Consider the following 24,878-nt stretch of genomic DNA (forward strand, 5'->3'; position numbering starts at 1 on the left):
TATGAAACTTTTGTGACAGTTCTGTAATGTAACAAAACTGTCATTGAGCTTGGGTAACCTTCTCGCGATTTTACAACTTTCGTTATCAAGTCATTAATAGAAAAAACTTGAAACTATTTAACACTCGCATTTGGAGAGCTCGATGGAAATCAAAAACATCTTTAAAGTAAGCGCTATAGCAACTGCTTTGGTACTTGCTGGTTGTGGTGGTGACATTAATATTAGTGAAGGCGATATTGATAATAGTACTACTACTACAAATAATAACGCGCCTACGACAGAAACACCTACTCCAACTGATGATGCTCCAGGTGAGCTAGATTCTGCTCTAAGTACAGCTGTTTCCACGGCGCTAGGTGAAACCATCGAAGTGCGTACCTTATCTGGCCGTTTAACTGATGCTGATGAAGATAGCAGCGGAAAAATCACCTTAACCAACGACATCGTATGGGCACTAGACGGTGCTGTTTTTGTTGGTTCTGATAACGCTGATAGCACGGTATTAGAAATTGAAGAAGGTACTATTATTTTCGGAAGCACTGGTAGTGATTACTTGGTAATTAGCCGTGGTTCACAAATTGAAGCCATGGGTACTTCATCTGACCCTATCATCATGACTTCTTATAATGATGTTATCGGTGATGAAATTGGCGCTGGTCAATGGGGTGGTTTAGTACTTCTTGGTAACGCTCCTTCAAACAAATGTCCAACCGATGCTGATTGTGCCTTGCAAGTTGAAGGGGTAGAAGAAGGTGCTGTTTTTGGTGGTGACGCTGAAGACGACAACTCAGGTATTTTGAATTACTTGGTAGTTAAGTATGCTGGATTCGAAATTTCTCCAGATAACGAATTAAATGGTATTACTTTCGGTGGTGTTGGTTCTGCTACTGAAGTGGATTATATCCAAGTCCACGCTAACGCCGATGATGGTGTTGAATTCTTCGGTGGTAACGTGAATGCCAAGCACCTTGTTTTGACTTCTAACCAAGACGACAGTGTTGATTGGGATAACGGTTATCAAGGTAAGTTGCAGTACGTTTATATTGAACAAGATAGCGCTAACGGCGACGCAAACCGCGGTATTGAAGCTGATAATGACGGTTCGCTTCCTGACAATGATCCACAGTCAAACCCTACTATCGCTAACCTTACCATTATCGGTAACGATTTTGACGGTGAAGATGACTCAGAAGGTGTGTATCTTCGCGAAGGTACTGGTGCGCAAATTTATAATATGGTTATCACTGGTACAGATGGTATGGGTGAATGTTTGGAAGTTGAAGGCACATTAGAAAGCCAAACCAACTTGTCTGACGGAACCATTACTATTGAAAATTCTGTTTTGGCTTGTACTAACGGCGAAAACTTCAAAGATGGTGCCTTACCAGATGGCGCAACTCACACAATTGTTGATCTTGAAGCTTGGTTCTTAGACGAATCTCGCGGTAACCGTGTATCTGAATCAGTGATGCTAAATGCTGATGGCACACCAATGACTGGCTCTTTGCTTCTTGAAGGTGCTGCAGATGTTTCAGAAATAGACGGTTTCTTTGATGCAACTACGTTCGTTGGAGCGGTAAGTTCTGATGATGATTGGCGTCAAGGTTGGGCATTTGGATTTGGCGGTGGAACCGTTAAAGTTACCCAAACAGCCTCAGGTTGTCCTGCTGGAACTACGACTATCGCCGCTGTTGATGGTGTAACCAACACATGTGAATTATCAGGCCGCATTACTTCTGATTTAACTCTTACCGAAGGTAACTTGTATGCCTTATCTGGTGCAGTTTTTGTCGGTGATGACAACGAAGATAGCGCAACTCTAACTATCGATGCTGGTGTAACTGTTTACGGTGCTTCAGGTAACGATTATCTAGTGGTCAGCCGTGGTTCTAAAATTGATGCGCAAGGTACGGCTTCTGAGCCCGTTACCCTTACATCATCTGCCGCTGTTCTTGGTGGACTTGAAGCTGGTGAAGCGGGTCAATGGGGTGGTTTGGTTATTCTAGGCAACGCGCCATCGAATAAATGTCCAAGTGACGCGGATTGTGCTCTTCAAGTTGAAGGTGTTCAGGAAGGTGCAGTATTTGGTGGAACAGATTCTACTGATAACTCTGGTACGCTTCGTTATGTTCGCGTAATGCACGGTGGTTTTGAAGTTGCACCTGATAACGAATTAAATGGTGTTACGTTCGGCGGTGTTGGTTCAGGTACCACTGTTGAGTATTTACAAGTTCACAAAAACGCGGATGACGGTGTTGAGTTCTTTGGTGGAAGCGTTGACGTTAAATACTTAGTGCTAACAGACATCCAAGACGACAGTGTTGATTGGGATAACGGCTTTGTTGGTCGTATGCAATATGTCTTAGTGCGTCAAGCACAAGATAACTCTGATGCGAATCGCGCTATCGAAGCTGACAACGACGGTTCAGTGCCAGATAGTGAGCCTCAATCTAACCCAACTATCGCTAATATGACGATTATCGGTAACGATTTTGACGGCGAAGATGATGCTGAAGGTATCTACTTACGTGAAGGTACAGGTGCACAATTATCTAACGTCATCATTACTGGTTCCGCTGGTATGGGTGAATGTTTCGAAGTAGAAGGTGTATTGGAAAGTCAAACCAACTTAGGTGATGGAACTACCACTTTCACTAACTCTGTTATTGCTTGTGAAAATGACGAGAACTTCAAAGATGGTTCACTACCGGATGGTGCTACTCACACAATCGTAGACCTAGAAGACTGGTTCTTAAACAACCAGGCTGGTAACAGCGTAGCTGCTAATCAAGCTGCGGTTCTAGACGGAATATTCACTATCTCTGAAGTAACGCCTAAAGATTTCTCTGGTGATACATTCTTTGATAATGCTGACTTCATCGGTGCTGTTGATGAAGACGCTGATTGGACGTCAGGCTGGACTGTTGGTCTAGAATAGGGTTCTTTATTAACTCGTTTTTAGATTTGATATGCGCTTTTTTGGAAACGAAAAAGCGCATTTACGATTAAGATAAATGACACAATGTATAAGGCAGTAACATCGTTTTTAAAATGCATTTAGCTGCCAGTTTGTACGACAATGAGGTTAATAATGAATACGCCTTTTAACAGGTTTCCTCTCAAGCCAATTTCTTTAGCCATTTTAGTTGCTGTAACACTGCCAAGTGCGCCGTTATTTGCTCAGGATGCTTCCGAAGAAGACGTGATTGAGGAAGTTGTTGCTACCGGTACGCGCTTGAAAGGAACAGCTTCTGCTGTACTTCAGGAACGTAAAAACCAAGCTTTCGTAGCAGATATTCTCGGCGCTGAGCAAATATCCCGTACTGGTGATAGTGATGCTGCAGCAGCACTTCGTCGTGTAACCGGCCTTACGCTAGTGGATGGAAAATTCATCTATGTACGAGGTTTGGGTGAACGTTACTCAAGTACCCAGTTGAATGGGGCATCAGTTCCCAGTCCTGATCCGACTCGTTCAGTAATTCCTTTGGATTTATTCCCTGCAGATATTATTGAAAGTTTATCGGTACAGAAGTCCTTTTCACCTTCAATGCCTGCTGCCTTTGGTGGGGGGAATGTTGATATTCGCTTAAAATCCATTCCTACTGATTTTGTGTTTAACATCACAGGCAAATTAGGAACTAACACCGATAACTTTGATGATGCATATCAATACAACGGTGGTGGTGATGATTGGATGGGCGAGGATGACGGTACCCGTGCTGCACCGGATTCTTTTGTGGCGCTATGGGATAGCAAACAATTTTTAGACAATATTAGTACCACTGAAGCCCGTGATCTGTTGAAAGAACTATATACTGACTATGATCCGGTTTTACAAAGTGTTGACCCTGATTATGGATTCAATTTGTCTTTGGGCAATAGCTTTGATTTAGATGACGATTGGCGTGTGGGTTTCTTGGTTACGGCAGGCTACGACAACTCATGGAATGTGAGTGAACAGTTTATTGGTGAGCAAGCCCAGCGAAGTGGGGATATTATTTCCTTTCCTCGTTACTTTGATGAAGTGGATGTAACCGAGCATAATGTTCGCTTCTCAGGTATGGCAAACTTTGGAATTGACTATAACCGGAATCATCGTATTGATTTTTCTTCAGTCGCGTTAAATGACACTAATGATGCAATTAGTGAAAAAGTAGGTAATACCAACAACATCCAATTGAGTGATGGACAACGAGTTCGAGATTTCGAAGTTGTATACGAAGAGCGTCAGATGTGGTCTAACCAAATTCGTGGTAAACATACTTTTACTAATTTGGATTTTTTAGGCTTTGATTGGCAATATACTAAAAGTCGTTCAAGTCGATATGCACCAGGCACGATCAATACTCGATTCATCTTAACCGATGATAATGAAGACGGTGTGTATGATAAGCAAACTGAAAGTTCACTAACAAACGCAACTACAGCTGCACGTTATCAGTTCCAAAGACTTGATGATCGGGTTGAAAACTTGAGCTGGAATCTTAACTACCCATATACCGTAGACCGTTTTGATATGGAATTTAAAGTGGGTGGCGATTTTGTCAGTAAAGCAAGAACAGCCGAAAACCGCAGATTCGATATCAACACCCGTGGGTTTTCTGATAGCTCTGTACTAGCTGGTGGCGTATTCAACGAGATTCTTAGCGATGAGAACTTAGATGCTGCTGAACTTTCTTCTATTCCGCTGTTGTCAGATACCACCATTGCTGGTGATGATTATGTGGCAGCGCAAAAGGTTGATGCTTACTATTTCGAAGCTGACATTTTCTTCGACAATACGTGGCGTATCAGTGGTGGAGTAAGATGGGAAGACTATCGTCAAGCAGTGGTTCCATTTGATCCCAAAAGCAATCAAATTGATTTGTCTGATGAAGACGACCGTTCTCAATTGGCATTCCAAGAAAGTGATTTCTACCCTGCATTGGCTGTCACTTATATTATGAGCGAGAAAGTTCAATTCAGAGCAAGTTACGGTGAAACCGTCGTTCGTCCTGACACGCGCGAACTGGCGTCATCAACCTATATCGATCCGCTTACTGATTTCCCAATCGGTGGTACTCCTGGATTACGTACAACGCAAATTAAAAACTACGATTTCCGTTGGGAGTGGTACTTAGATCAGGGTGACAACTTGTCTGTGGCGCTATTTTATAAAGACATGGATAGCCCGATTGAATCGGTTCAGTCACCTGCTCAGGATGGTCCGCCATTAGTGCGTATCGCCAATGCAGAGTCTGGTGAGCTGTATGGTGTCGAATTTGAATTCTTGAAAGGACTAGGGTTTATTGGAGATGGCGTTTGGGATAATTTATTTGTATCTGGAAACCTCACGTTAAGTGATTCTGAGATCCAATTAGACGGTCAAAATGTGGTTGAGCAAACTGGTGTCTCTACTTCAGTAACTAACTTAACTCGTCGTTTAACCGGTCACTCTGAATACGTGGTAAATACCCAAATCGGTTTTGACTCTGATAACGGTGAGCATTCAGCGTCTTTGGTTTACAACGTGTTTGGTGAGCGTATTCTAATTCCTGGTATAGATGGATTTGACGACAGCTATGAGCAGCCGTTTCACTCCTTGGATTTAGTTTATACTTACTATCCAAACTTCAACACAACAGTGAAGTTTAAAGTTCAAAACATGCTAAACCAACAAAAAGACATTGAATTCGAGAATACCTTGTTACGTTCAGAAACTAAGGGCTCTAGCGTTAATTTATCGCTTAAATACGAATTTTAAGTTGTTCTTTAAAGCTAACAAAGCCGCTTCTTTAGCGGCTTTTTTATTGGCTATTATTTGTCGTTTGGATTTAGTTTGGTGGGTGTTTTCCATGGCCTGGAGGCCATGCTACCGCCCGATGATAGATCTCCATGGCCTAAAGGCCATGCTACAAGGGGGATTTGGGTAGAATTTGTAGGTCGGGCTTTATTCCGATGAGAGGTTTTGCCGCCAGATGAACGGTTTCCATGGCCTAAAGGCCGTGCTACAGGTTGGTTACATCAAGACATGGTACCGCTAACAATGGGTTCAAAGGCGGTCAGGCTATCCATCAGTGTGCTATTTCCCAACCCATTAGATGGGAACAAACTACTAAAATTACCTTGTTCACCGTGTAACGCCATGTAATTCAAAATGACGGTTTCTACCAACAAATTAACATTGTTAGCCGCTGGGGTCGCGGCGGTTTCCACAGACGCATCGCTGCGCATATAACCAATTTGTTGATGTTGTGCTTGTTGTTCAGTGGTTGCGCCTATGAGTTGTGGCGTGCCGTTGGGGTTGTACACCAAAAAGAAAGATGCCGCAGTTGATGAATTATCACCAGTCCAAACCCCTTTGCCTCGGCCGTCCACTGAATCGTCGATCATTCCGTTACTCGAAACTGAGCCGTCACTACAAACGTACATCATTAGCGGCACGCCTACGCGCGCAGCGTACTCCAGGCAGGCTCCCATGCAGCGTCCCGCTCGTAAATCTCGTGTTTCACCGACCATGCGATTGCCAGTGTGATAATCAAACCCACCCATAGTAATAGTGCCAGCCCCGGCAAAGCCGTTGATCACTAGTTTCATTACGGCCGCAGTTTTTCGGAATTCACTATCACTGTCGAACTCTTGCTGGGTGAAAATCCCAGATGGACCAACGATGTCGCCATCTAATTCAGGATCAAGTGACGACGGATCGCCGAAGCGGTCGGTAATATCTGCACTTTTCACGTAACCACAACGCACCAAATCTTTGATCACATCATCGGTGGTAATTTGCGTGTTCACTCTGTCCAACTTCATGTCACTGATACGTTGAATCGACTCCATGACTGCTACTGAGTCTTGCTGGCTCAATAGTCCAACTAAATCTCCAGTATCCACTAACCCGGTTACATCAGAGGGACGGTCGACTTTAGTTGGACGCTTTGCAGTATCTATCATTGATGCCGGTGACATACTATTGCCACCTGAATCAGAATTACGAGAGCCAATTAAGGTCAATAGAGAACCATCGGCGCCCACTTGGTTAATCCCGTACATAGGATTATGTGGATTATTACCGGTATCGTTTTCGGAACGTGCCGGTATCACTGCACCGTTAATATTGGCGCGATTTGCCGGATTTACTTTTTCTAAGATACCGCGCAAATAAGCACTATCAGCGTGAAAAGCTAAGCCCAGTTCATTGTTGATAAAATCACTTAAACCAGAGGTTGGGTTCATGATTGAAGGCACCATATCACCTGGTAAACCTAATTTACTGTAGCCACCGGTGCTAAGGAAATCCATTTGCCCGCCACGACCGCCAACCAGCACATTGGAGCCTGCGATATTTGCTCCGCCAGCTAGATCGAAACAAATAAACGGAATTTTTCCCGCTCCTTGGGTTGCTATACCACAACTGGCTTTTAATGCCTCTAAATCACTGGATAACGCGGCATTGGCTTTTTTAGGGTTGGCAAACATACTAAATACTGATCCTGCCATTACCGAGCCTAAACCTGCAGTAAAACCTTGAGAAATAAACTCGCGACGCGTAACCGGCTTAGCGTGATCATCGTGCAGCAGAGGAGCATCGGTGGATAAATTGTCAAACTTAGTTTTCTTCATTTTATTTACCTAAAACTCTCTGCTTATTGAATGAGTATCGCTGCGCTACCAATGGTGGCGGCACATGTCGCTTTTACAATAGTTTGGGTGTAAGTGGCGTTACATACTTTATCGCCACTACAATCGGAAAGAGTGTCGATTAAATTATTTAATTCGTTGCTCACCTCATCTCTTTGCGGCTGGGTAGCAATGTTGTTACCAATTGTTTTGTCTAATAATGGCGTTAGAATAAGGTTGCGATCTTGCTCGATAAAGGCTGTATTTGCAGGTTGAGTGAAATCAAAACCGCTAAAATAGCTTGCCCGTAAACTGCTATTTTCGACTAATTGATCACAGTACTTAATTGCCATTTGTGTCACTGCCATTTGGTTTGATGCCAAGTAGCTATCAATATTTGTGACGCTAGGAAGCTGCTGTTTGAGCTTTTCAAAGGATGCTTTTACTGCGGCGTTACTTGTCGGCACGCCCGTTACCACTGACATGCTGGCATTGATTTCAGCAAAGTTACGCACGCCTATATCAGATTGAGGCTCTAAATCTGCAGGTAATGCCGCTGCAGGCGGATCGGCTTCTATTACTACATTTGTGGCACTGCCAAGTTGCTCGAAAGTCAGGAAAAACTCATCAGCTTCAGGGCTTTTTTCAATTGCCACTGTGGTCCCTAGAGAAGACAGGGCTTGACCTTCACCCGTGATGTAATCGCCATCGGTGATTGTCACATCTAAATTCTGGAAAACCTGACCTGTAGTCGCTTCACGTCCGTTAATACCAATACGCATACCTTGTATAGGAACCGTTGAAATAGTCGCATTGTCATCCAAGCTAATGAAAAACGGTTCTGCAAATAAATAACTGTAACTATCAAATTGACTAACTTCGAGTACCACATAACTTTGTGCTATGCCTGTGTGCTGAGTAACGTTAAATAAGAGGAAAAACTTTTGGCCGATACCGGCTGCGAAATTTTGCGCTATTTGTTCTGATGTTAAGGTTCGATTGTGCACAGCTACCATGCGTATTGAACCCGCCCATGGAATATCACTGGATACTTCGTTACCTAAAACAAAGGCATAGGTGTCGTTCCATTCGTTAAAATTACCTACTTCTACATTATCTGTCACGCCGGAGTGCATGCCATTTACGTAGATTTGGCGACCATTTATTTGATCATATGTAATCACCACATGTTGCAAACTAGATTGCAGTAATTCGTCAGCATCAGCTGTGGATAATGCAGTTTCACCATTGGCGTCAGTATTACTTGTTCTAAGTAAATAATCATAATTGTATAGAGTCTGACCAAGAGTGAAGTTACGTGTTTGAGAGCCACCTGAATAACTGATTATGCGGGCTGGACCTTCTTGGGTTACGTTCGCAGGAACGACCCAAGCTTCAATTGACATTTCACCTGTGGCGGTCAGCAGAGTGTGCAACTTTTTGCTACTAGCAGTGCTTCCTTGGGCTTTGCCATTTACCATTTGTAGCCCCCATCCGCCAATCCATGAAACATCGCCACTGAGGGTTAAATCAATCGCCGGTTCCACGCCACTGGTGTCAAAAGCCGTCGTTCCTGTGCCGGTTTTAAATTCCCACTTGGCAATTAGGTCATTTTCGAATCGTCCACCACCTGTGGCTAAGGTACCTTCGAATAACGTTAGGGCTTGGCTGTTTACTAATTCGGGGGCTAGTTCGGTTATATCTATGCCATCAGCCATGGCTTGGATAGCCGCACTTAACTCACTGGCATCACTGCTACAGTTACTCCAGCAGTTATGGAACTCATCTCTGAGTCGGCCGACAAAACGCGAAGACTCAGGAGTATCTAAACTGATTCTGGCTTTCGAGGCTTGGTAAGCTTCGTCTATATCGCTAGATGCAAAATAAGGTGATATAGGAATCGTTGCTGAATTGGTGTGACAACTGGCACAGTAGGTTTCTAATAATGGGTGCACTGTTGCTGCAAATAAGCCACTGTCTTCAGGAAAGTTTTTATTTGCTCCTGGAGATTTCTGAGCGGGTGCTTCTAGTTGAATCTTATTCGCACTGACATCATTATCGGCCCAATTCGCTATCCAAGTAGTCATAATATCTGCACAGGCAGATGGACTTGCCAACCAACAATTGTGACCACCGGCAACTTTAGTGACCAAGGTTGAGGTTTCTGGCTCGTCTAAATTAACCAACGGGTTAGTGGCGGAATAGGCAAGGTTAATATCATCCGCTCTAACAAATTCCGGTGATTGACCTCTTTCAACGTGACAAGCACCGCAGCGCTCTGCGCTACTAATATTGTCCCATAAATTAAGTTTGTAGCGCTGCACATCGTCAGTATTTGCTGGTGGCCCTGAATAAGTCTCGCCGGGTTGAGAAACTAGCGGTGGAGTCGGGTTTTGTTCAACTTTTGCTGCGCTGCCACCACAAGCATTGAGCACTAGGGTTAGTAACGCAGTCAATCCAAGTTGTTGTATTCGGGAGGGAAATAATAACCTCATATTTAGCTCCCTTTACAGTAATTAGCGGCATCGGCAAATACCCGTTTAATCTGATATCCACTTCCTTCGAAGTTATCCACCATTGCATCTACTTGTGCCCAATCTTCACTGTCTTGTGGTGCGCGCAAGCATACATTTTGAAAGACTTTTTTAACCTGACATTGAGAAAATTGTGCGCTGTGGGCAAGTTCTTGGCCCATGCTTTTAGCACCGTATCCACTACCTGGAAGACTCGCATCCCAACCCAAGTTTTTATTTAAACCTGCTCGCCAATAGTTGTCCCATTTGTCATCTTGAATCATAAATCCATAGGGGAAGTTATTGCCATTGATTTGGTGTTTAGCGGTGACTCTTGAACCGGTTTCTGGATCTACTTGACCCTCTGTGTTGTAACTTAAGCTGCCGTTTAAACCGTCAGGGTCGGTTTCGCTATCGTAGTTATATTCATAATACGCAAATGCCTGCGCTAAGGGATCCATTCCAGAGTGACAGCCAATACAGGAATTTAAAAATATTCGGCTATCACCACCGGGGCTTCGACTCACATCCTGTCGAATGCGATCAGGCACGCGGCTGGTGTCTTTCACGCCTTCCAAATCTGTGCATAAATGATTGATCAGGGTAAATCGGAACATGGCCCGATTCGTCCCGTCTTTGAAGAATGATTTTGCCGCAGCCCTGGTGGTTAACACCCCTGCGGTAGCACCTTCTGGTAATCCTGTGACCGCGGTTTGTGTCGTAGCAACTAGGCCGTCTTTGAGGTCAATCTCTTGATCCTCTAATGCCTGATAATGGGCGTTGTTATCTATGCCGTATGCAGGAATATCGAGTGTATTGTCGCCGACGTAAAGAATATTACCGCTTAATAACAAACGAAAATCTACATCATCCCTAGCCATGCCTATAACGGTTGCCGTGTAGTCATTCAAAGGTGCAAAAACGTCAGCTTCTTCATTCGTCCAAGGAGTCACCCAGTTTTTCAGGGTAACATTGTAAAAAGCCGAATTATCCATGGCTAAATAGGCGGCCTCTGAATTTTTTCCTTGCTCAATCAAACTGCTCATCTGTTCGAGAGTATTAGAGGTCGCTGGCACGCCCGTTAGGCGATTGTGCATGCGCTGAGCTTGTTCGGTGGGGCCAGCAAAAACACTCATGCTGAAGCACATAAGGGATAATGAAGCCCAACCAAAAAAGTGTCTAGTTAGTTTTTGCAGGAGGAATCTATACTCTCCCTTTTCTGATATTGCTGTTTCCAAGCTGGCGCTCCTCAATACGATACATCTAAAAATAGTCGAATTTGCCAGCAAGGGTAAATATGACAGTCTACTATTGGGTGTTAATTTTAATACCCAAATTACTTTTGGATTAAACAAGCTCAACAAATTATGAGGTTGTTTTTCAGATGGTCCACTCCTAAATAACCTTACGAATTCAGTTGCTCAACTTCACATCTTGAACCTAAGTTGTTGATCTTAAGCTAAGTAGCAGTTTTTAGGCCAGCTCAGTGATTACCGGCATTTGAGACTATTGTTTAGACTCCACTGGCAGCAGAAGCAATAAATTAGTCTTTATAGCACTACACAAAATATTAAAAGTATTTACTTTATCAACATAGTGCTATGAAAAAATAACAGAAAAACAGTAAGATACTGCATATTGATGACGAGTTTGATGGCGTGTTGAATCCGCTACACTCATTATAGCGTTAGCGCTGCATAGCGTTTTTATTCGTTTTTTATCGCTGTTTTATTCGCCCAGTGGATTCAATTAAGGTATTAAAAACTATCACTATGCATCAATCCTTAAATTGTTTTGTTAATCACTTAATGAAACACTTTAGCCCATAGAATACCGTTGAATTGTGGTTCAAATTAAATTGAACGAAGGATGTATTAACTGGTATCGGCGAGTTGTCGTGAAGCAGAGACAGTTTAAAGTTTTATGCTTACGATGGATAATTAATACTTTTGAGCTCCACAGAGCTTGAGTAAATAGTTAACACTCTAATCCAGTTGCGAAACAGTTAGTTTCCAACAAATGAAGGTTCAGCGATATTTATGTCACGTATTTTTAGCCGCACAGCAACAGAATTGATTCGCAACACTGCACTTTGTGTAGTTATCTGCGTTTTATTAGTGAGTTGTGGCGGGGAAAATCAGTTAATTTCGTCATCTCAAGAGCCCGATCCCGTGGTTATTGATGTACCTATAGCTTATGTCAAACGCCCGTTACCTTTAGATGAAGATGGCGTGTTAATCACTGACGACTTAAGACAACCTTTTGAATTTTTGCCCGGAGCGGCTTTATATATTAAGCCCCGTGCGTCCGCCAGTGCAGTGGAAACTAACATAACGGACCGCGCTTTTTTCACTGCAGAACAAATCGAACAAGCTACAGAACAAAATCCCTTAGCTGGTTACGACGTGAAAGATGTGGATGTGTCTTATGACTCTGAACGATTAGTTTTTGCTATGCGCGCGCCGGAAATTGAAGGGCTAGATGATGATCAACAACCAACTTGGAATATTTGGGAATATAACCGTATTTCTGACCAATTGCGTCGCGTGATCAGCTCTGATATTCAAGCCGAAGAAGGGCAAGATACCGGGCCTACCTATTTGCCCGATGGTCGAATTGTATTTAGCTCAACCCGTCAAGCAGGGAATCAGGCAATATTATTAGATGAAGGCAAACCTCAGTATCTTGGTTTAGACGAAGGCTTAGATGAATATGCGTCAGTGATTCATGTGATGGAGAGTGATGGCTCCAACATTCAGCAAATATCTTTCAATCAAAGTCATGATTTGGATCCGGTTGTACTAACGAATGGTAAAATTTTGTTTAGCCGTTGGGATCAGGCTGGCAATAATAACAGCATCAATCTTTATCAAATGAACAGCGATGGCTCCGGTCTCGAGATTCTGTATGGCCGTCATAGTCATGCTAGTGAGCGCACAACCCAAAGTTTGCAGTTTGTAAAAGTCAGAGAATTACAAGATGGCAGCATATTAAGTGCGATCCGTCCGTTTGATAGTGACACTATTGGTGGTGATTTTGTCAGTATCGATTACATGAATTACATCGACAACAACCAAAGCATCGCTTCGCAAACAGGTTTATCTGGACCAGCACAAACCCCAGCCCTTTTTGATAATATTATTATTGATGGCAGCCTTTCGTTGGGTGGCCGATTTGCATCAGTTTATCCGCTGTGGGATGGCAGTGGACGAGTTATTTTTAGCTGGAGTCAATGTCGCGTTTATGATCCAGAGCAAGAAATTGCTGAGGGTGAAGTAGTTGAACGTAAAATTTTACCCTGTGACGATAGCCATCTTGAAAACCCAGATATTCAAGAAGCGCCGCTGTTGTTCGGTCTTTGGATGTATGACGGCAATGAAAATACCCAGCTTCCTATTGGTGTGCCTGTTGAAGGTGAAATGTATACCGAAGCGCTGGCGATGGAAGAGCGTGCTTTTCCTGGCAATGCACAAATAGCGGATGAATATGAACAAGCCTTGGCTGATGAAAATCTAGCAAAAGTACATATTCGTAGTGTCTACGATTTTGCCGGTGTGGATTCTTCTGCACAGGGAATCGCGGCGATGGCCGATCCTACTCAAACACCGGTATTACAGCGTCCAGTGCAGTTTTTAAGGGTAGTCAAATCGGTTTCGATTCCCGATGACGAGGTGAAAGATTTTAGTAATTCCGCATTTGGTCGCAGTCGCAGTCAATTGATGCGTGAAATTATCGGTTATGTCCCTGTTCAACCTGACGGTTCAGCCATGTTTGAAGTACCGGCAAATTTACCACTGGCGCTTAGTTTGGTCGATATTGATGGTAAGCGGGTGGGAGCGCGCCACCAAAACTGGTTACAGTTTGCTCCAGGTGAGGTCAAAACTTGTAATGGTTGCCATACACAACAAAGCACACTGCCCCACGGTCGTTTGAGTGCTGAAGCCGAATCCATAAATTTTGGCGCGACTTCCACAGGCGTTCCTTTCCCGAATACTAATCCAGCGTTATTTGCGGACTTGGGTGAAACCATGGCGCAAACTGCAGCCCGGATTAATGGAGCCGATTATCCACAACCTGACTTAGAATTTGTTGATATCTGGACTGATCCTGCGATAACCACGCCAGCGGAATCATTTACTTATTCCTACGCCGACTTATCCTCACCGTTGCCAATTACTGCAGCCTGCGCGACAAATTGGACAAACCTGTGTCGGATTCAAATCAATTATCCCGAATCTATCCATCCCATTTTTGAGGTAACACGTGAGGTGTTTGCTGATGATGGTGTCACGGTAGTCGAAGATAACACCTGTGTGAGCTGTCATTCGCCAACAGATGAAGCTGAAATGCCTCGAGTGCCTGTTGCTCAATTAGATTTGAGTGGTTCGGTTTCTACCGACAACCCAGATTATCTCACTAGCTATCGTGAACTGATGTTTGCCGATGTTGAGCAAGAATTAAATGAAGGCGCCATTATTGATCGCCTAGTACAGGTGTTTGATGCCAATGGTGACCCCGTTTATGAACTAGATGAAGATGGAGAACTAATTCTTGATGCTGAGGGCAACCCAATTCCAATCTATCGAACGGTAACTGTGGCCAATACTCTAAGCACTAATGGAGCTCGCAGCAGCGCAGCCTTCTTCACGCTCTTCGAGGATGGTGGCAGTCATCAGGGATGGTTAACTAAATCTGAACTGAAACTAATCGCTGAATGGCTGGATATTGGCGCTCAATACTATAATAATCCCTTTGCAGCTCCGGCAGATTAGTTGATGGAAAGTATGGCAAAGTGGATCGCCCTTATCGGGTTAATGTTAATAATAAATACGGCGCATGCCGAAGAACAGTTGCCTGAAGTGCAAATTGTTGAGCCTTATATCGATATGCGCACAGGACCCGCTGTAGGTTATCCAATTTTTCACGTAGCTGAAAAAGGCGAATGGATCAGTATTCTTAAACGTCGCACTAGTTGGTTTAAGGTACGCACTCAAAAAGGCAAAGAAGGTTGGGTGTCGTTAGATGAACTCAAGCTTACTGTGAGCAGTCAGGGTGAGCCTGTACAGATAGAAGATGGCAGTTTTAGTAGCTATCAACAACGTGATTTTGAATTGGGCGCCAGCGGTGGCTCACTAGAAGGTGTGCCGTCGTTAAGTATTTTTGGTGCTTGGGTCGTCACCGAGAATATTGCCGCAGAACTGAGTTATAGCCAAGCATTGGGGGACTTTTCTGAAAACCAATTTGGGTTGCTAAGTGTGACCCACACAACGTTTCCAGAGTGGCGATTATCGCCGTATTTTCGCCTTGGTTTTGGACAAATTAAAACCAAGCCTACAGCTAATTTAGTGCAATCAGGTGAAGAAACTCGAACCAACGATTTATTGGTTGGTGGGATTGGGGTGCGGTATTACCTAGCGCAGAATTTTGTCGTGAAATTCGAATATCAAAACTTACTTGCGCTGACTGAGCGTGATGAAAATGAGGAGCTTGAAGAGTGGAAACTCGGATTTGCAGTTTTTTTCTAGGGGTCATTTTAATTAGTACAGGCAATTTTGCTTATGCGCAGGCAGATGATCGAGCTGCGGTACAAAACGTGATTGAGCCTGATCTAAAACGCAGAGATATAAATGAGTCGAATATTGATACTGAAGATTTCGAAATTGGCTTATTCGCTGGCGTGATTAGCATCGAAGACTTTTCATCTAGCTCATTAGTTGGAGCACGATTAACTTACCACATTAATGAAGATTTTTTTGTGGAGGCTAGTTATGGTCAAGCAACAGCAGGCGAAACGAGTTTTGAGTTATTAAGTGGCGGCGCGCCTTTCTTAACTGAAGACGAACGAGAATATAGTTATTACGACCTGTCACTGGGTTATAACCTCAATGGCGAAGTGTTTTTAAGCCGTGATTGGGTGTTCAACTCTGCCACTTATTTTACGCTAGGCGCAGGTAGTACAGAATTCGGCGGCGATAATCGTTTCACCGTCAGTGTAGGAGCAGGGTATCGGTTGTTATTAACTGACTATTTTGCAGTACATGTGGGGCTAAAAGACCACATTTTTAATAGTGAAATCATTGGCGAAGAAAAAACAACGCACAACATCGAGTATGGACTCGGTGCCACGTTTTTCTTTTGAGCCTAATAAATAACAGAATATTTGACGGAGTATTGTCATGAATTCAAAACCTTTATCTAACTTTGTTTTATTGTTTATCGCTGTGATGTCTTTAACCATACTAACAGCCTTTACCGCAGGAGCTGCCGAGTTGCAATCAGCGCCAGATTTCACCTTGAAAAGTAATAGCGGTGAAAATTTGCGACTTGAAGAGCAGCAGGGCAATGTGGTCATAGTCAATTTTTGGGCTTCTTGGTGTGCTCCTTGCCGTGAAGAGTTACCGCATTTTGATGCTATGCAAAAAGAATATGAAGATCTTGGTTTTACCATTTTAGCCGTGAATGTTGATGAGTACCCTGAAAAAGCGAATAACTTGCTCAATGACATTCCCGTTAGCTTTCCGGTCTTGTTCGATAATCAGGATCAAGTGAGCAAGCTTTATGATGTAAGAGCAATGCCAACGACTGTGATAATCGACCGTGATGGTAATAAACGTTTAACCCATTACGGTTATAAAAGCGGTGACGAAGCTAAGTATGAGAAAGTCGTTAAAGCGCTACTTCGAGAGTAAGCACTTACTTTTATAATTGGCTAGATTTTAAAAAATAAAATACACAAGGATTGATGATGAAAAAACAACTGCTTCGATACAGTATGGGTGGCTTGATTTTCACCAGCGTGCTGTTTGTCAGCGGCTGTGCAACTTCCATTGAGCCATGGGTGAAGCCCTATGAACGCGACAATTTGGCTGACCCAATTATGAGTGCAAATCGCAATCCTGTATCTTTTAGTTATACAATGCATGCGTTCCAAGCGCGCGAAGGTGCTCGTGGTGCGGAAGGCGGTGCTGGCGGTGGTTGTGGGTGCAACTAGGGTGAACACTAATATGAACAACCCCATGCTGGTTATTTACATCCTAATGCCATTGTTGTTGATGGTTTCTAGTACCAGTTACGCAGCAGTTTTACCGCAAGAACGTGCTGATGTGATGTATCACTCCTATGAAGGCGATGGTATGTCCATTGATGGCCCATCGGTGTTGGTGCGCAAACAAATCGGTAATAAAGTGTCGGTTTCAGCAAACTACTATGTAGACATGATTTCCGGCGCATCCATCGATGTATTAGCCACTGCCAGTCCTTACGAAGAAGAGCGTACAGAACATAGCGTGGGGGTTGATTTCCTTCACAATAAAACCTTAATGAATCTAAACTTTACCAGCAGTTCCGAAAACGATTTTGAAGCGCGGTCGGTGCATTTTGGTATTTCTCAAGATTTTTTCGGCGACTTAACCACCTTAAGCATGGGTTATTCAAAAGGTTGGGATGAAGTGGGCAAACGCGGTGATGACAATTTTCTTGAAGAAGCTGAACGTCAACAATTTCAATTCGGTATAACCCAAGTACTCACAAAAAATATGATTGTTGGTATCAACTTCGAAAACATTTCAGACGAAGGTTACTTAAATAATCCCTATCGTGCAGTGCGTTATGTTGATCCGACCGCCGATCGGGGATATCGTTTCGAAACGGAAGTTTATCCAAATACCCGTACCAGTAACGCCGCCGCAATCAATCTGAATTACTATTTACCTTATCGAGCCAGCATTTATGGTGAAGCGAGAGTCTTTTCAGATACTTGGGGAATAGATGCCAATAGTTACAAAATTGGTTATATCCATACCTTTGGTGACAATTGGATTTTGGATTTACGGGTTAGGCAATATCAACAAGGTAATGCCGATTTTTATCAAGATCTATTTGCTCGCAGCGCTGAATTTAATTTTCGTGCCCGTGACAAAGAAATGAGCTCATTTAAAAATACCTCTGTTGGTTTGAGTGTCACCTATGAATACCGATTTTCTCAGAGTTCTTGGGTGAAAAAAGGTACGATAAATTACGAATTAGACCATCTGCGCTTCCAGTATGATGACTTTAGAAATGTTTTGGCCGATGCACCTGTTGGTGAAGAGCCTTTATTTGAATTTTCTGCCAATGTGACACGCTTATTTGTGTCGTTTTGGTATTAGGGAACGAGATGAAACTGATGACTTTACGCACTTTTATGCTGACTATTTTGTTGTTCTCGATTGCATTTCAAGGCAATGCGCAGCAATCAGATGTCACTGAACAACAGACGGTTGCAAAGCAATTACAACAATTAAGAAAAGAGGTGATTGCGCTTAATCGAGATTTGTTTGTACTTGAGGAAGATTTGCTTTTCCCATCAAGCACTCAAGTTGTGGTGTACCTTTCCGTGGATGTAGGTACTTACTTCAAGTTAGATGCGGTGGAGTTGAAAATTGACGACAAAGTCGTAACCGAATACCTCTACACAGACCGTCAAGTCGATGCGCTCTACCGTGGTGGTGTGCAACGCTTACATATTGGCAATTTAGCACAAGGGGAACATCAGATTAGTGCGTTTTTTATTGGCTTGGGTCCACAAGGGCGTGAATTTAAAAGAGCGACTAGCTTAACCTTCACTAAAGACTCCGATGCCAAAGCGTTGGAGCTCAATATTAATGACCAAACTGGGAAGCAGCAACCTGAGTTCACAGTGGTAGAACTTTAGTGATTGGAATTTTGTTCAATGGTTAAAAAGTTTTTAATCCTACGAAATTCAATGTTGTCAGTGTTCGCCTGGCTGATGCTCGGTGGACCGGTTTTGTCGGCACAAAAATGTGACACCGTCTTAGTCGATAAAGCATATCAAGAAATTTTGTATTTCTACTTCCAACACGACTTTTATCAAGCCTTAACCCAATTTGAGATACTCCAACAAGCCTGTCCCGACTCGTTATCAAAAATTACCCAGCCAGGAGTCGATCCGCAGCTACTCAAAGGTGGCATTAGCTTAGCTTATGGCCTAGATGACCAAGCGGCTGAGATTTTTAATCAGTTATTGACTAAAGCCGCAACCTTGGAGACACAAACTCAAGCTTGGTTTTTGTTAGGTAAATCATTGTTTGAAAAGCAGCAATACCAAGCTGCATCGACTATTTTGAATAAGATCAATATAGATAATGCTGACCAATATCTACAAACACAAGACAAAGACCAATGGTTATATATGCAAAGTCAGCTGTTCAATTGGCAGACCAGCCAATCTATTACTGTGGCTCGGGACAACAGCTATTGGTTAAATGAATTATCTGATGATTCGGTTTTTCGCCAATACGTGATTTATAATCAAGGTTTGCATCAACTACAATCTAATCAGTATGTGCAAGGGATTGAAACCTTAGAACAAATTGGCTTATCCGATAGCAGTTTTTTGGACGACTTGCTAGGTGGATGGTGGTCACCGTTAACCGTAGTCGACCAAACTGAAACCGATGCACTGCGAGACCGAGCTAATCTAACAATTGGCTATGCCCATCTTAAAAATCAGCAAGCATTAAATGCATTAGACGCCTTTAATCGAGTTCGACTTGATAGTTTAGATTCTGACTCAGCATTACTTGGTTATGGTTGGGCTGCCGCGCAAAGAGAAGAATATCAAATCGCTTTATCGGCTTGGCAACGTTTACAACAACAACCGCGCAGCAACGAATATGTAATGGAATCGTATTTGGCTTCAGCCTATGCGTTTGAACAGGCATTTGCACCGACTCAAGCATTGGATAATTTACAGCGAGGATTAAAACGCTTTGCCCTAGAAAAAGATTTATTACGTGCCCATCAACAGGAAATTGACGACCAATATTTTATTCAATTGGCGAAGACCAAGGATTGGTCACTGCAAATACCTGCCCATTTATCATCGATAATGCTCAGTAGCGCATTTCGGAATAAAATAGCTTGGCTGGAAGAGAGTTTAACTCTGCAAGCGCGGTTTGAACGCTGGCAACAGCAGCTTGATACATTCAGTCTAATGTTGGATGAGCGTCAACAAGAAGCGCAGTCACGACAGCAGGCCCTTAAACAAAACGATTTATTGTCTAAATTGCAACAATACCAAATGTTACGAGATTCGCTGCAGGCGAAGTTAGTACAATCTTCAACTGAGCCCAAAATATTAGCCGAGCAGCAAGAGTTGGATTGGCAAGCACGACTTGAACGCGCTCAGCAACGACATAAAGATGTTAGTGATGCTTGGTTAACGTTGAATAAAAAACCTTTGAAACCTCTCTATGCAGACCGTCTAAAACGGTTAGAAGGAATAATGATTTGGAATGCTTCTGAGTCTTACTCTAAAAGACGTTGGCAAGCACAGAAATTGTTAAACGAATTGGATGAATTGATTGCGCAAACCGCACAACAGCAAGCACAACTCATCGCTCGACTAAATCAGACACCTGAATACCCTGCGCAGCGACAACGGATCGCACAACTACAAGAAAATCTTGAGGTGCAGCAGCGACGCAATCAATCTATACAAAGCCAACAGTTGGCAAGTTTAAATTTGTTATTTGTGGAACAAATAAACCAACAAATTGCGCAATTGGAAAGTTATGAGTTACAGGCCCAGTTAGCCGTAGTAAGACTTAACGATAAAGCCTATAGAAAAGCCGAAGCTGACAAACAGGGGGCAAAACAATGAGCCAACCTGTTTATTTTTCACGACTATTTTCAGTCCGTACGCTTCGTTCGTTAGTCTTGCTTATCAGTACTTTTTATTTGCTCGCGTGTGCAGGCATGTTTGACGAACCACCAGCGGTCAATTCTGTGGAAAAACGTAAAACGCTGGGAGAATTCTACTTTGAGCCTGTGACTTTGAATCATGACCCCTTGCCCGATCAGGGACTAAAGACATTGCGCGATGCGTACGTGAGTTTACTGGATATCGTCGAGGATCAAGAAACCATAAAAATCGTACAATATCGTCTGGCGGATTTAGAAGTATTGCTCGCTGAGCAACAGCAAGAGGTTGGTTCCGCTCCCATGGATAGGGGGGTTTATGACCTTGCAATTGCCCAATATCAATCAATTTTGGAACGTCATCCTGAACAAAAGGAAAATGCAGAGGTTCTTTATCAATTAGCCAAGGCCCATGATTTGCAAGGTGAGTCGCAGCAGAGTTTGCAAGTAATAGATAGGCTTTTAAGTAAATACCCTCACACCCTTTATTTAGCTGAATTGCAGTTCAGACGCGGTGAAATTCTATTCAACAATAAAGATTACAGTGCGGCTATTCAGGCTTATCAGACCGTGCTCGAGCAAGGCCCTTATACTGACTACTTCATGACCGCTGCCTATATGTTGGGCTGGAGCTATTTTAAAGTCGAACTTTATCAAGACGCGTTATTGGCCTTTACTCAACTACTGGATCAAAAATTACCCAATAGCGTGATAGATTTTCAGATGTTGAGACAATTGAATGCTGAACAGCAATTAGAAAAATTGCCGGTTGGAGAAAAGCGGCTAGTCAACGATAGTATTCGTATCATGGCGCTGCTGTTTTCATATCAAGGCGCTGAGCAAAGTATTAAAGCTTTCTATCAGCAAGTAGGCGAACGCCATTACGAAAATTTAGTTTATGACCGTTTAGGCCAACAATTTTTAAACGAAGATCGCTTTAGAGATAGTGCTTTAGTGTATCGAGGTTTTACTGACGTTCATCCAGAGCATAATCAAGCGCCGGTGTTTGCGGTAAAACAAATTGATGCATACATTATTGGTAAATTCCCAACATTCGTATTACCGGCCAAACAAGATTTTGTTGACCAATACGGTATTAACGGACCATTTTGGCAAGATTGGGGACAACTGATTCAAGAAGAAGTAAAACCTTTCTTGAAAGCTTATATTCAAGAACTTGCGCAGTACGAACATAGTAAAGCGCAATTGTTAACCAAGGCCGCCAATCAACCAACGGAAGAGCAGTTAGATAAGGTAGATGACAATCGTCAAAAAGCACAAATTGCTTACGCTCAGGCGGCTAGTTTGTACCGCGAGTTTATTGAAACCTTTCCTCACGATGACTTAACTCCGCAAATTACCTTCAATTTGGCAGAAAGCTTATTTGAAGCTCAAAATTATCAACAAGCCATCACCGCCTATGAAAGATATGCTTATGAATATCTTAATGAACCCAGAGCTGCAGAAGCAGGTTATGCGGCGATTTTATCATTTAAGGCTCTACGAGAAACCTTGACTGATGTTGCCGCGCAACAACACTGGCAGGATGAACAACTTGCTAGCCAACAACAATTTGTCAGTCGATTTAGTGATGATCCTAGAGCCGTGGATGTGCAGTATGACACCATGCAGCAGCTATTTGATTTACAACGTTATTTACCAGCAATCAAAAGCGCAGAAGTTGTTTTGTCTTGGCAGCCAGAGGTCAGTGAGGAACGAAAAATGGCCGGTCAATTAGTGATTGCCCATAGTGAGTTTGCGCTGCAACAATATCAACGAGCTGAATTGAGTTACGAACAAATTTTGGCTGAATTAAACCAAGATGACCCTCTTTATAAGGACATGCTTGAACGATTGGCCGCCAGTATTTATAAACAGGCGGAAGGGAATCTCGCAAAACAATATGTCGCCTTAGCAATCGAAGACTTTTTGAGAGTCATTGCCAAGGCTCCTACCAGTAGCGCTCGTGTCAACGCACAATATGATGCGGCAACCTATTTGATGGAATTGAAGCAGTGGCCAGAAGCAATAGGGTTGTTAGAAGACTTCAGAGTACGTTTTGCAGCCCATTCGTTGGCTGAAAACATACAAGATAAACTGATATTTGCCTATCAACAAAACCAAAACTGGTTGCCTGCCGCTAACGAATTGAAACAATTGTGGCAAGCCAATCCAGATTCAGAAGAAGGTCGCGAAGCTCTGTATATTGCTGCCCAATATTATCTCAAGGCCGAGCAACGGGATGCTGCACTTGATAGTTATCGCACCTATGCTCATCGTTATCCGCTGCCATTTAACCAAGTCACTGAAGCACGTTTTCAAATGAGTGAGTTTTATGCGCAAAGCAACGAACAGGCGAAACGACGATTTTGGCTCAAAAAGCTAATTCAAGGTGATGGGCAAGCGAGTGAAGCCCGCACAGACCGTTCACGCTATCTTGCAGCAATGGCTTCTATGGTCTTTGCTGAGGATGACGTACAGGCGTTCAACCGCGTCAAGTTATCCTTGCCCTTGAACAAGAGTTTAACTAAAAAACGCCAAGTATTAGATAAAGCGCTCGATTCTTTAAATGCAACACTGGAATACAAAATCGCTGAATTTAGTACAGTGGCTAATTTTAAAATTGGTGAAATATATGGACAGTTAGCCCGGGACCTAATGGACTCTGAGCGACCTAAAGGCTTGTCTGAGTTGGAATTGGAGCAATATAATATTCTTCTTGAAGAACAAGCCTATCCGTTTGAAGAGCAGGCTATTGGTATCCATGAAGCGAATATTCAGCGCACTTGGCAAGGGGTATACGATCGCTGGGTGAAGGAAAGCTTCGATGCGTTGCGTAAACTGTTACCTGGCCGTTATAACAAACAAGAACAGTTATCGGAGGCCACCAATGCGATTTTCTAACGCGCAGGTAACGAACAAATTTTGGCATTCTGTTGGCTGTTTTTATGCACTATTGGGCTTGATTGTGTTGTTACCTGGTTGTGCCAGTATGGACAGTCTTTTTAGCTCGCCATCGACCTCTGAATCTGCGTCTCAAGAAACGTTGAGTGAGCAACAAACTAATAGCAATGCTATAACCCCAGAAGTTGCCCCTTTGGATCCCATGCAGGTCAAGATTTTAGCATTAAAATCCCAACCAAATTTATATTTGTCAGGCTCTACTGCGGTAAAAGCGTCAGTTAAATACCAATTTGACCAAGCCCTTGCCGCGAAGCAGGCGGGAAACCTCAAACAGGCCAACCAGTTATTGCAAAAATTGATTAGCCAAGAACCCACATTATCCGGTCCCTGGGTACAGTTAGGTGATCTGAAAATGCAACAATTTGCAGACACCGAGAATAACCACGAAGAACAAAAAAAAGCCTATTTAGTTGCTGCTAAGGCGGATTATGAAACGGCCCTTGGCTTGAACCAACATAATTATTTTGCGCATAATCGTTTAGCCAAAGTATTCCGAGAAATGGGCGAGTTTGAGCTAGCTGAACAGCATTATCAATATGCTATTAGCAGTTATCCTGCTTATGACAATGCCTATTTAAACTTGGGAATATTGTATGATTTGTATCTGGGTAAAAAGCAACTAGCACTTGAAAACTACGAGCTTTATCAAGGGTTACAGGACAAGCCTAAACGACAAGTTAGGGGCTGGATAGCTGATTTACAGCGGCAGATTGCAAAATCTCAAAATGGAGTTAACAAATGAAAATTAGACGCAAAATGTTAAGCTTCTCATTCATTACTTTGTTCAGTTCTGTTAGTGTGTTTGCGCAATCTGAGCAGCAACCCTTAGATACTAATCAAGACGAGACAAAATCCAATCAAATAGTCACTGAGGTAAACGGAAAAATACTGATCCAAGATACAATTCGAGGTAATAGGGAACAGCCAAGAGTGTTATCAATTGTGCCTTGGCAACCTCCGCGAGATAAGGCATCCCTACCGAGCCCTTTTGTAAAACGAATAGAACAAGACTTTATGCCGTTAGATCGTGAAGAGTTCACCCGCAAAGTGGAACACTTTGAACGCGCTACGGGTAAAAAATAAAACAATAACTGGCTAACA

16 protein-coding genes are annotated in these 24,878 nt (G+C 43.0%); 13 read left to right on the forward strand and 3 right to left on the reverse strand.

What is annotated here, in order from left to right; translation table 11 throughout:
- The first annotated feature begins 142 nt into the window (after positions 1 to 142).
- Together VUI23_RS03860 and VUI23_RS03865 are read left to right on the forward strand one after the other, a co-directional pair.
- On the forward strand, positions 143 to 2,938 hold the full coding sequence (locus tag VUI23_RS03860; RefSeq protein WP_342806906.1) for a hypothetical protein: 2,796 nt from the start codon (positions 143 to 145) through the stop codon (positions 2,936 to 2,938).
- Positions 2,939 to 3,091: 153 nt separating this feature from the next.
- On the forward strand, positions 3,092 to 5,743 hold the full coding sequence (locus tag VUI23_RS03865) for a TonB-dependent receptor (protein ID WP_216047549.1): 2,652 nt from the start codon (positions 3,092 to 3,094) through the stop codon (positions 5,741 to 5,743).
- A gap of 260 nt (positions 5,744 to 6,003) precedes the next feature.
- On the opposite strand, the gene VUI23_RS03870 is transcribed toward VUI23_RS03865, so the two are convergent.
- From VUI23_RS03870 to VUI23_RS03880, 3 genes are read right to left on the reverse strand one after another with little or no spacing between them, the layout of a single operon-like run.
- Positions 6,004 to 7,602: a hypothetical protein gene (locus VUI23_RS03870; RefSeq protein ID WP_342806908.1), complete on the reverse strand. Its 1,599-nt coding sequence runs from the start codon at positions 7,600 to 7,602 to the stop codon at positions 6,004 to 6,006.
- Between the two features lie 23 nt (positions 7,603 to 7,625).
- Positions 7,626 to 10,094 carry a LamG domain-containing protein gene (locus tag VUI23_RS03875; RefSeq protein ID WP_342806910.1) on the reverse strand — a complete coding sequence of 823 codons (2,469 nt, stop codon included), beginning with the start codon at positions 10,092 to 10,094 and terminating at the stop codon, positions 7,626 to 7,628.
- A gap of 2 nt (positions 10,095 to 10,096) precedes the next feature.
- The gene (locus VUI23_RS03880; protein ID WP_342806912.1) at positions 10,097 to 11,248 is read right to left on the reverse strand and encodes a hypothetical protein; all 1,152 of its coding nucleotides are present in this window, start codon (positions 11,246 to 11,248) and stop codon (positions 10,097 to 10,099) included.
- Between the two features lie 903 nt (positions 11,249 to 12,151).
- Here VUI23_RS03880 and VUI23_RS03885 point away from each other — a divergent pair.
- The 11 genes from VUI23_RS03885 to VUI23_RS03935 all read left to right on the forward strand — a co-directional run bounded on the left by VUI23_RS03885 (position 12,152) and on the right by VUI23_RS03935 (position 24,860).
- Positions 12,152 to 14,884, forward strand: a complete 2,733-nt coding sequence (locus VUI23_RS03885; RefSeq protein ID WP_342806914.1) for a hypothetical protein — start codon at positions 12,152 to 12,154, stop codon at positions 14,882 to 14,884.
- 12 nt (positions 14,885 to 14,896) lie between these two features.
- Complete coding sequence (locus VUI23_RS03890) at positions 14,897 to 15,637, forward strand: SH3 domain-containing protein (RefSeq protein ID WP_252728916.1); 741 nt, start codon at positions 14,897 to 14,899, stop codon at positions 15,635 to 15,637.
- The gene (locus VUI23_RS03895; protein WP_216047544.1) at positions 15,607 to 16,251 is read left to right on the forward strand and encodes an outer membrane beta-barrel domain-containing protein; all 645 of its coding nucleotides are present in this window, start codon (positions 15,607 to 15,609) and stop codon (positions 16,249 to 16,251) included. The genes VUI23_RS03890 and VUI23_RS03895 overlap by 31 nt, the downstream gene beginning before the upstream one ends.
- Before the next feature lie 37 nt (positions 16,252 to 16,288).
- On the forward strand, positions 16,289 to 16,801 hold the full coding sequence (locus VUI23_RS03900) for a TlpA disulfide reductase family protein (protein ID WP_342806916.1): 513 nt from the start codon (positions 16,289 to 16,291) through the stop codon (positions 16,799 to 16,801).
- Between the two features lie 83 nt (positions 16,802 to 16,884).
- The gene (locus tag VUI23_RS03905) at positions 16,885 to 17,103 is read left to right on the forward strand and encodes a DUF4266 domain-containing protein (RefSeq protein WP_252728931.1); all 219 of its coding nucleotides are present in this window, start codon (positions 16,885 to 16,887) and stop codon (positions 17,101 to 17,103) included.
- Between the two features lie 13 nt (positions 17,104 to 17,116).
- The gene (locus VUI23_RS03910; RefSeq protein WP_342806918.1) at positions 17,117 to 18,259 is read left to right on the forward strand and encodes a DUF3570 domain-containing protein; all 1,143 of its coding nucleotides are present in this window, start codon (positions 17,117 to 17,119) and stop codon (positions 18,257 to 18,259) included.
- A gap of 8 nt (positions 18,260 to 18,267) precedes the next feature.
- On the forward strand, positions 18,268 to 18,804 hold the full coding sequence (locus VUI23_RS03915) for a hypothetical protein (protein WP_342806920.1): 537 nt from the start codon (positions 18,268 to 18,270) through the stop codon (positions 18,802 to 18,804).
- Positions 18,805 to 18,855: 51 nt separating this feature from the next.
- The gene (locus VUI23_RS03920) at positions 18,856 to 20,775 is read left to right on the forward strand and encodes a hypothetical protein (RefSeq protein WP_342806922.1); all 1,920 of its coding nucleotides are present in this window, start codon (positions 18,856 to 18,858) and stop codon (positions 20,773 to 20,775) included.
- Positions 20,772 to 23,717 carry a tetratricopeptide repeat protein gene (locus VUI23_RS03925; protein ID WP_342806924.1) on the forward strand — a complete coding sequence of 982 codons (2,946 nt, stop codon included), beginning with the start codon at positions 20,772 to 20,774 and terminating at the stop codon, positions 23,715 to 23,717. Before VUI23_RS03920 ends, VUI23_RS03925 begins: the two co-directional genes overlap by 4 nt.
- Positions 23,704 to 24,519, forward strand: coding sequence for a tetratricopeptide repeat protein (locus VUI23_RS03930; RefSeq protein WP_216047538.1), 816 nt, complete (start codon positions 23,704 to 23,706; stop codon positions 24,517 to 24,519). The genes VUI23_RS03925 and VUI23_RS03930 overlap by 14 nt, the downstream gene beginning before the upstream one ends.
- Positions 24,516 to 24,860, forward strand: a complete 345-nt coding sequence (locus VUI23_RS03935) for a hypothetical protein (protein ID WP_342806926.1) — start codon at positions 24,516 to 24,518, stop codon at positions 24,858 to 24,860. Before VUI23_RS03930 ends, VUI23_RS03935 begins: the two co-directional genes overlap by 4 nt.
- Positions 24,861 to 24,878 lie beyond the last annotated feature (18 nt).

The sequence above is a fragment of the Alteromonas sp. M12 genome (assembly GCF_037478005.1).
GTDB classification, from domain to species: domain Bacteria; phylum Pseudomonadota; class Gammaproteobacteria; order Enterobacterales; family Alteromonadaceae; genus Aliiglaciecola; species Aliiglaciecola lipolytica_A.

Coding starts and splice junctions, on each gene's coding strand:
- VUI23_RS03930 (WP_216047538.1), top strand. CDS start 23,704: ATGCGATTTTCTAACGCGCAGGTAACGAACAAATTTTGGCATTCTGTT.
- VUI23_RS03860 (WP_342806906.1), top strand. CDS start 143: ATGGAAATCAAAAACATCTTTAAAGTAAGCGCTATAGCAACTGCTTTG.
- VUI23_RS03920 (WP_342806922.1), top strand. CDS start 18,856: ATGTTGTCAGTGTTCGCCTGGCTGATGCTCGGTGGACCGGTTTTGTCG.
- VUI23_RS03870 (WP_342806908.1), bottom strand. CDS start 7,602: ATGAAGAAAACTAAGTTTGACAATTTATCCACCGATGCTCCTCTGCTG.
- VUI23_RS03910 (WP_342806918.1), top strand. CDS start 17,117: ATGAACAACCCCATGCTGGTTATTTACATCCTAATGCCATTGTTGTTG.
- VUI23_RS03905 (WP_252728931.1), top strand. CDS start 16,885: ATGGGTGGCTTGATTTTCACCAGCGTGCTGTTTGTCAGCGGCTGTGCA.
- VUI23_RS03935 (WP_342806926.1), top strand. CDS start 24,516: ATGAAAATTAGACGCAAAATGTTAAGCTTCTCATTCATTACTTTGTTC.
- VUI23_RS03890 (WP_252728916.1), top strand. CDS start 14,897: ATGGCAAAGTGGATCGCCCTTATCGGGTTAATGTTAATAATAAATACG.
- VUI23_RS03865 (WP_216047549.1), top strand. CDS start 3,092: ATGAATACGCCTTTTAACAGGTTTCCTCTCAAGCCAATTTCTTTAGCC.
- VUI23_RS03915 (WP_342806920.1), top strand. CDS start 18,268: ATGAAACTGATGACTTTACGCACTTTTATGCTGACTATTTTGTTGTTC.
- VUI23_RS03900 (WP_342806916.1), top strand. CDS start 16,289: ATGAATTCAAAACCTTTATCTAACTTTGTTTTATTGTTTATCGCTGTG.
- VUI23_RS03885 (WP_342806914.1), top strand. CDS start 12,152: ATGTCACGTATTTTTAGCCGCACAGCAACAGAATTGATTCGCAACACT.
- VUI23_RS03925 (WP_342806924.1), top strand. CDS start 20,772: ATGAGCCAACCTGTTTATTTTTCACGACTATTTTCAGTCCGTACGCTT.
- VUI23_RS03875 (WP_342806910.1), bottom strand. CDS start 10,094: ATGAGGTTATTATTTCCCTCCCGAATACAACAACTTGGATTGACTGCG.
- VUI23_RS03880 (WP_342806912.1), bottom strand. CDS start 11,248: ATGAGTGTTTTTGCTGGCCCCACCGAACAAGCTCAGCGCATGCACAAT.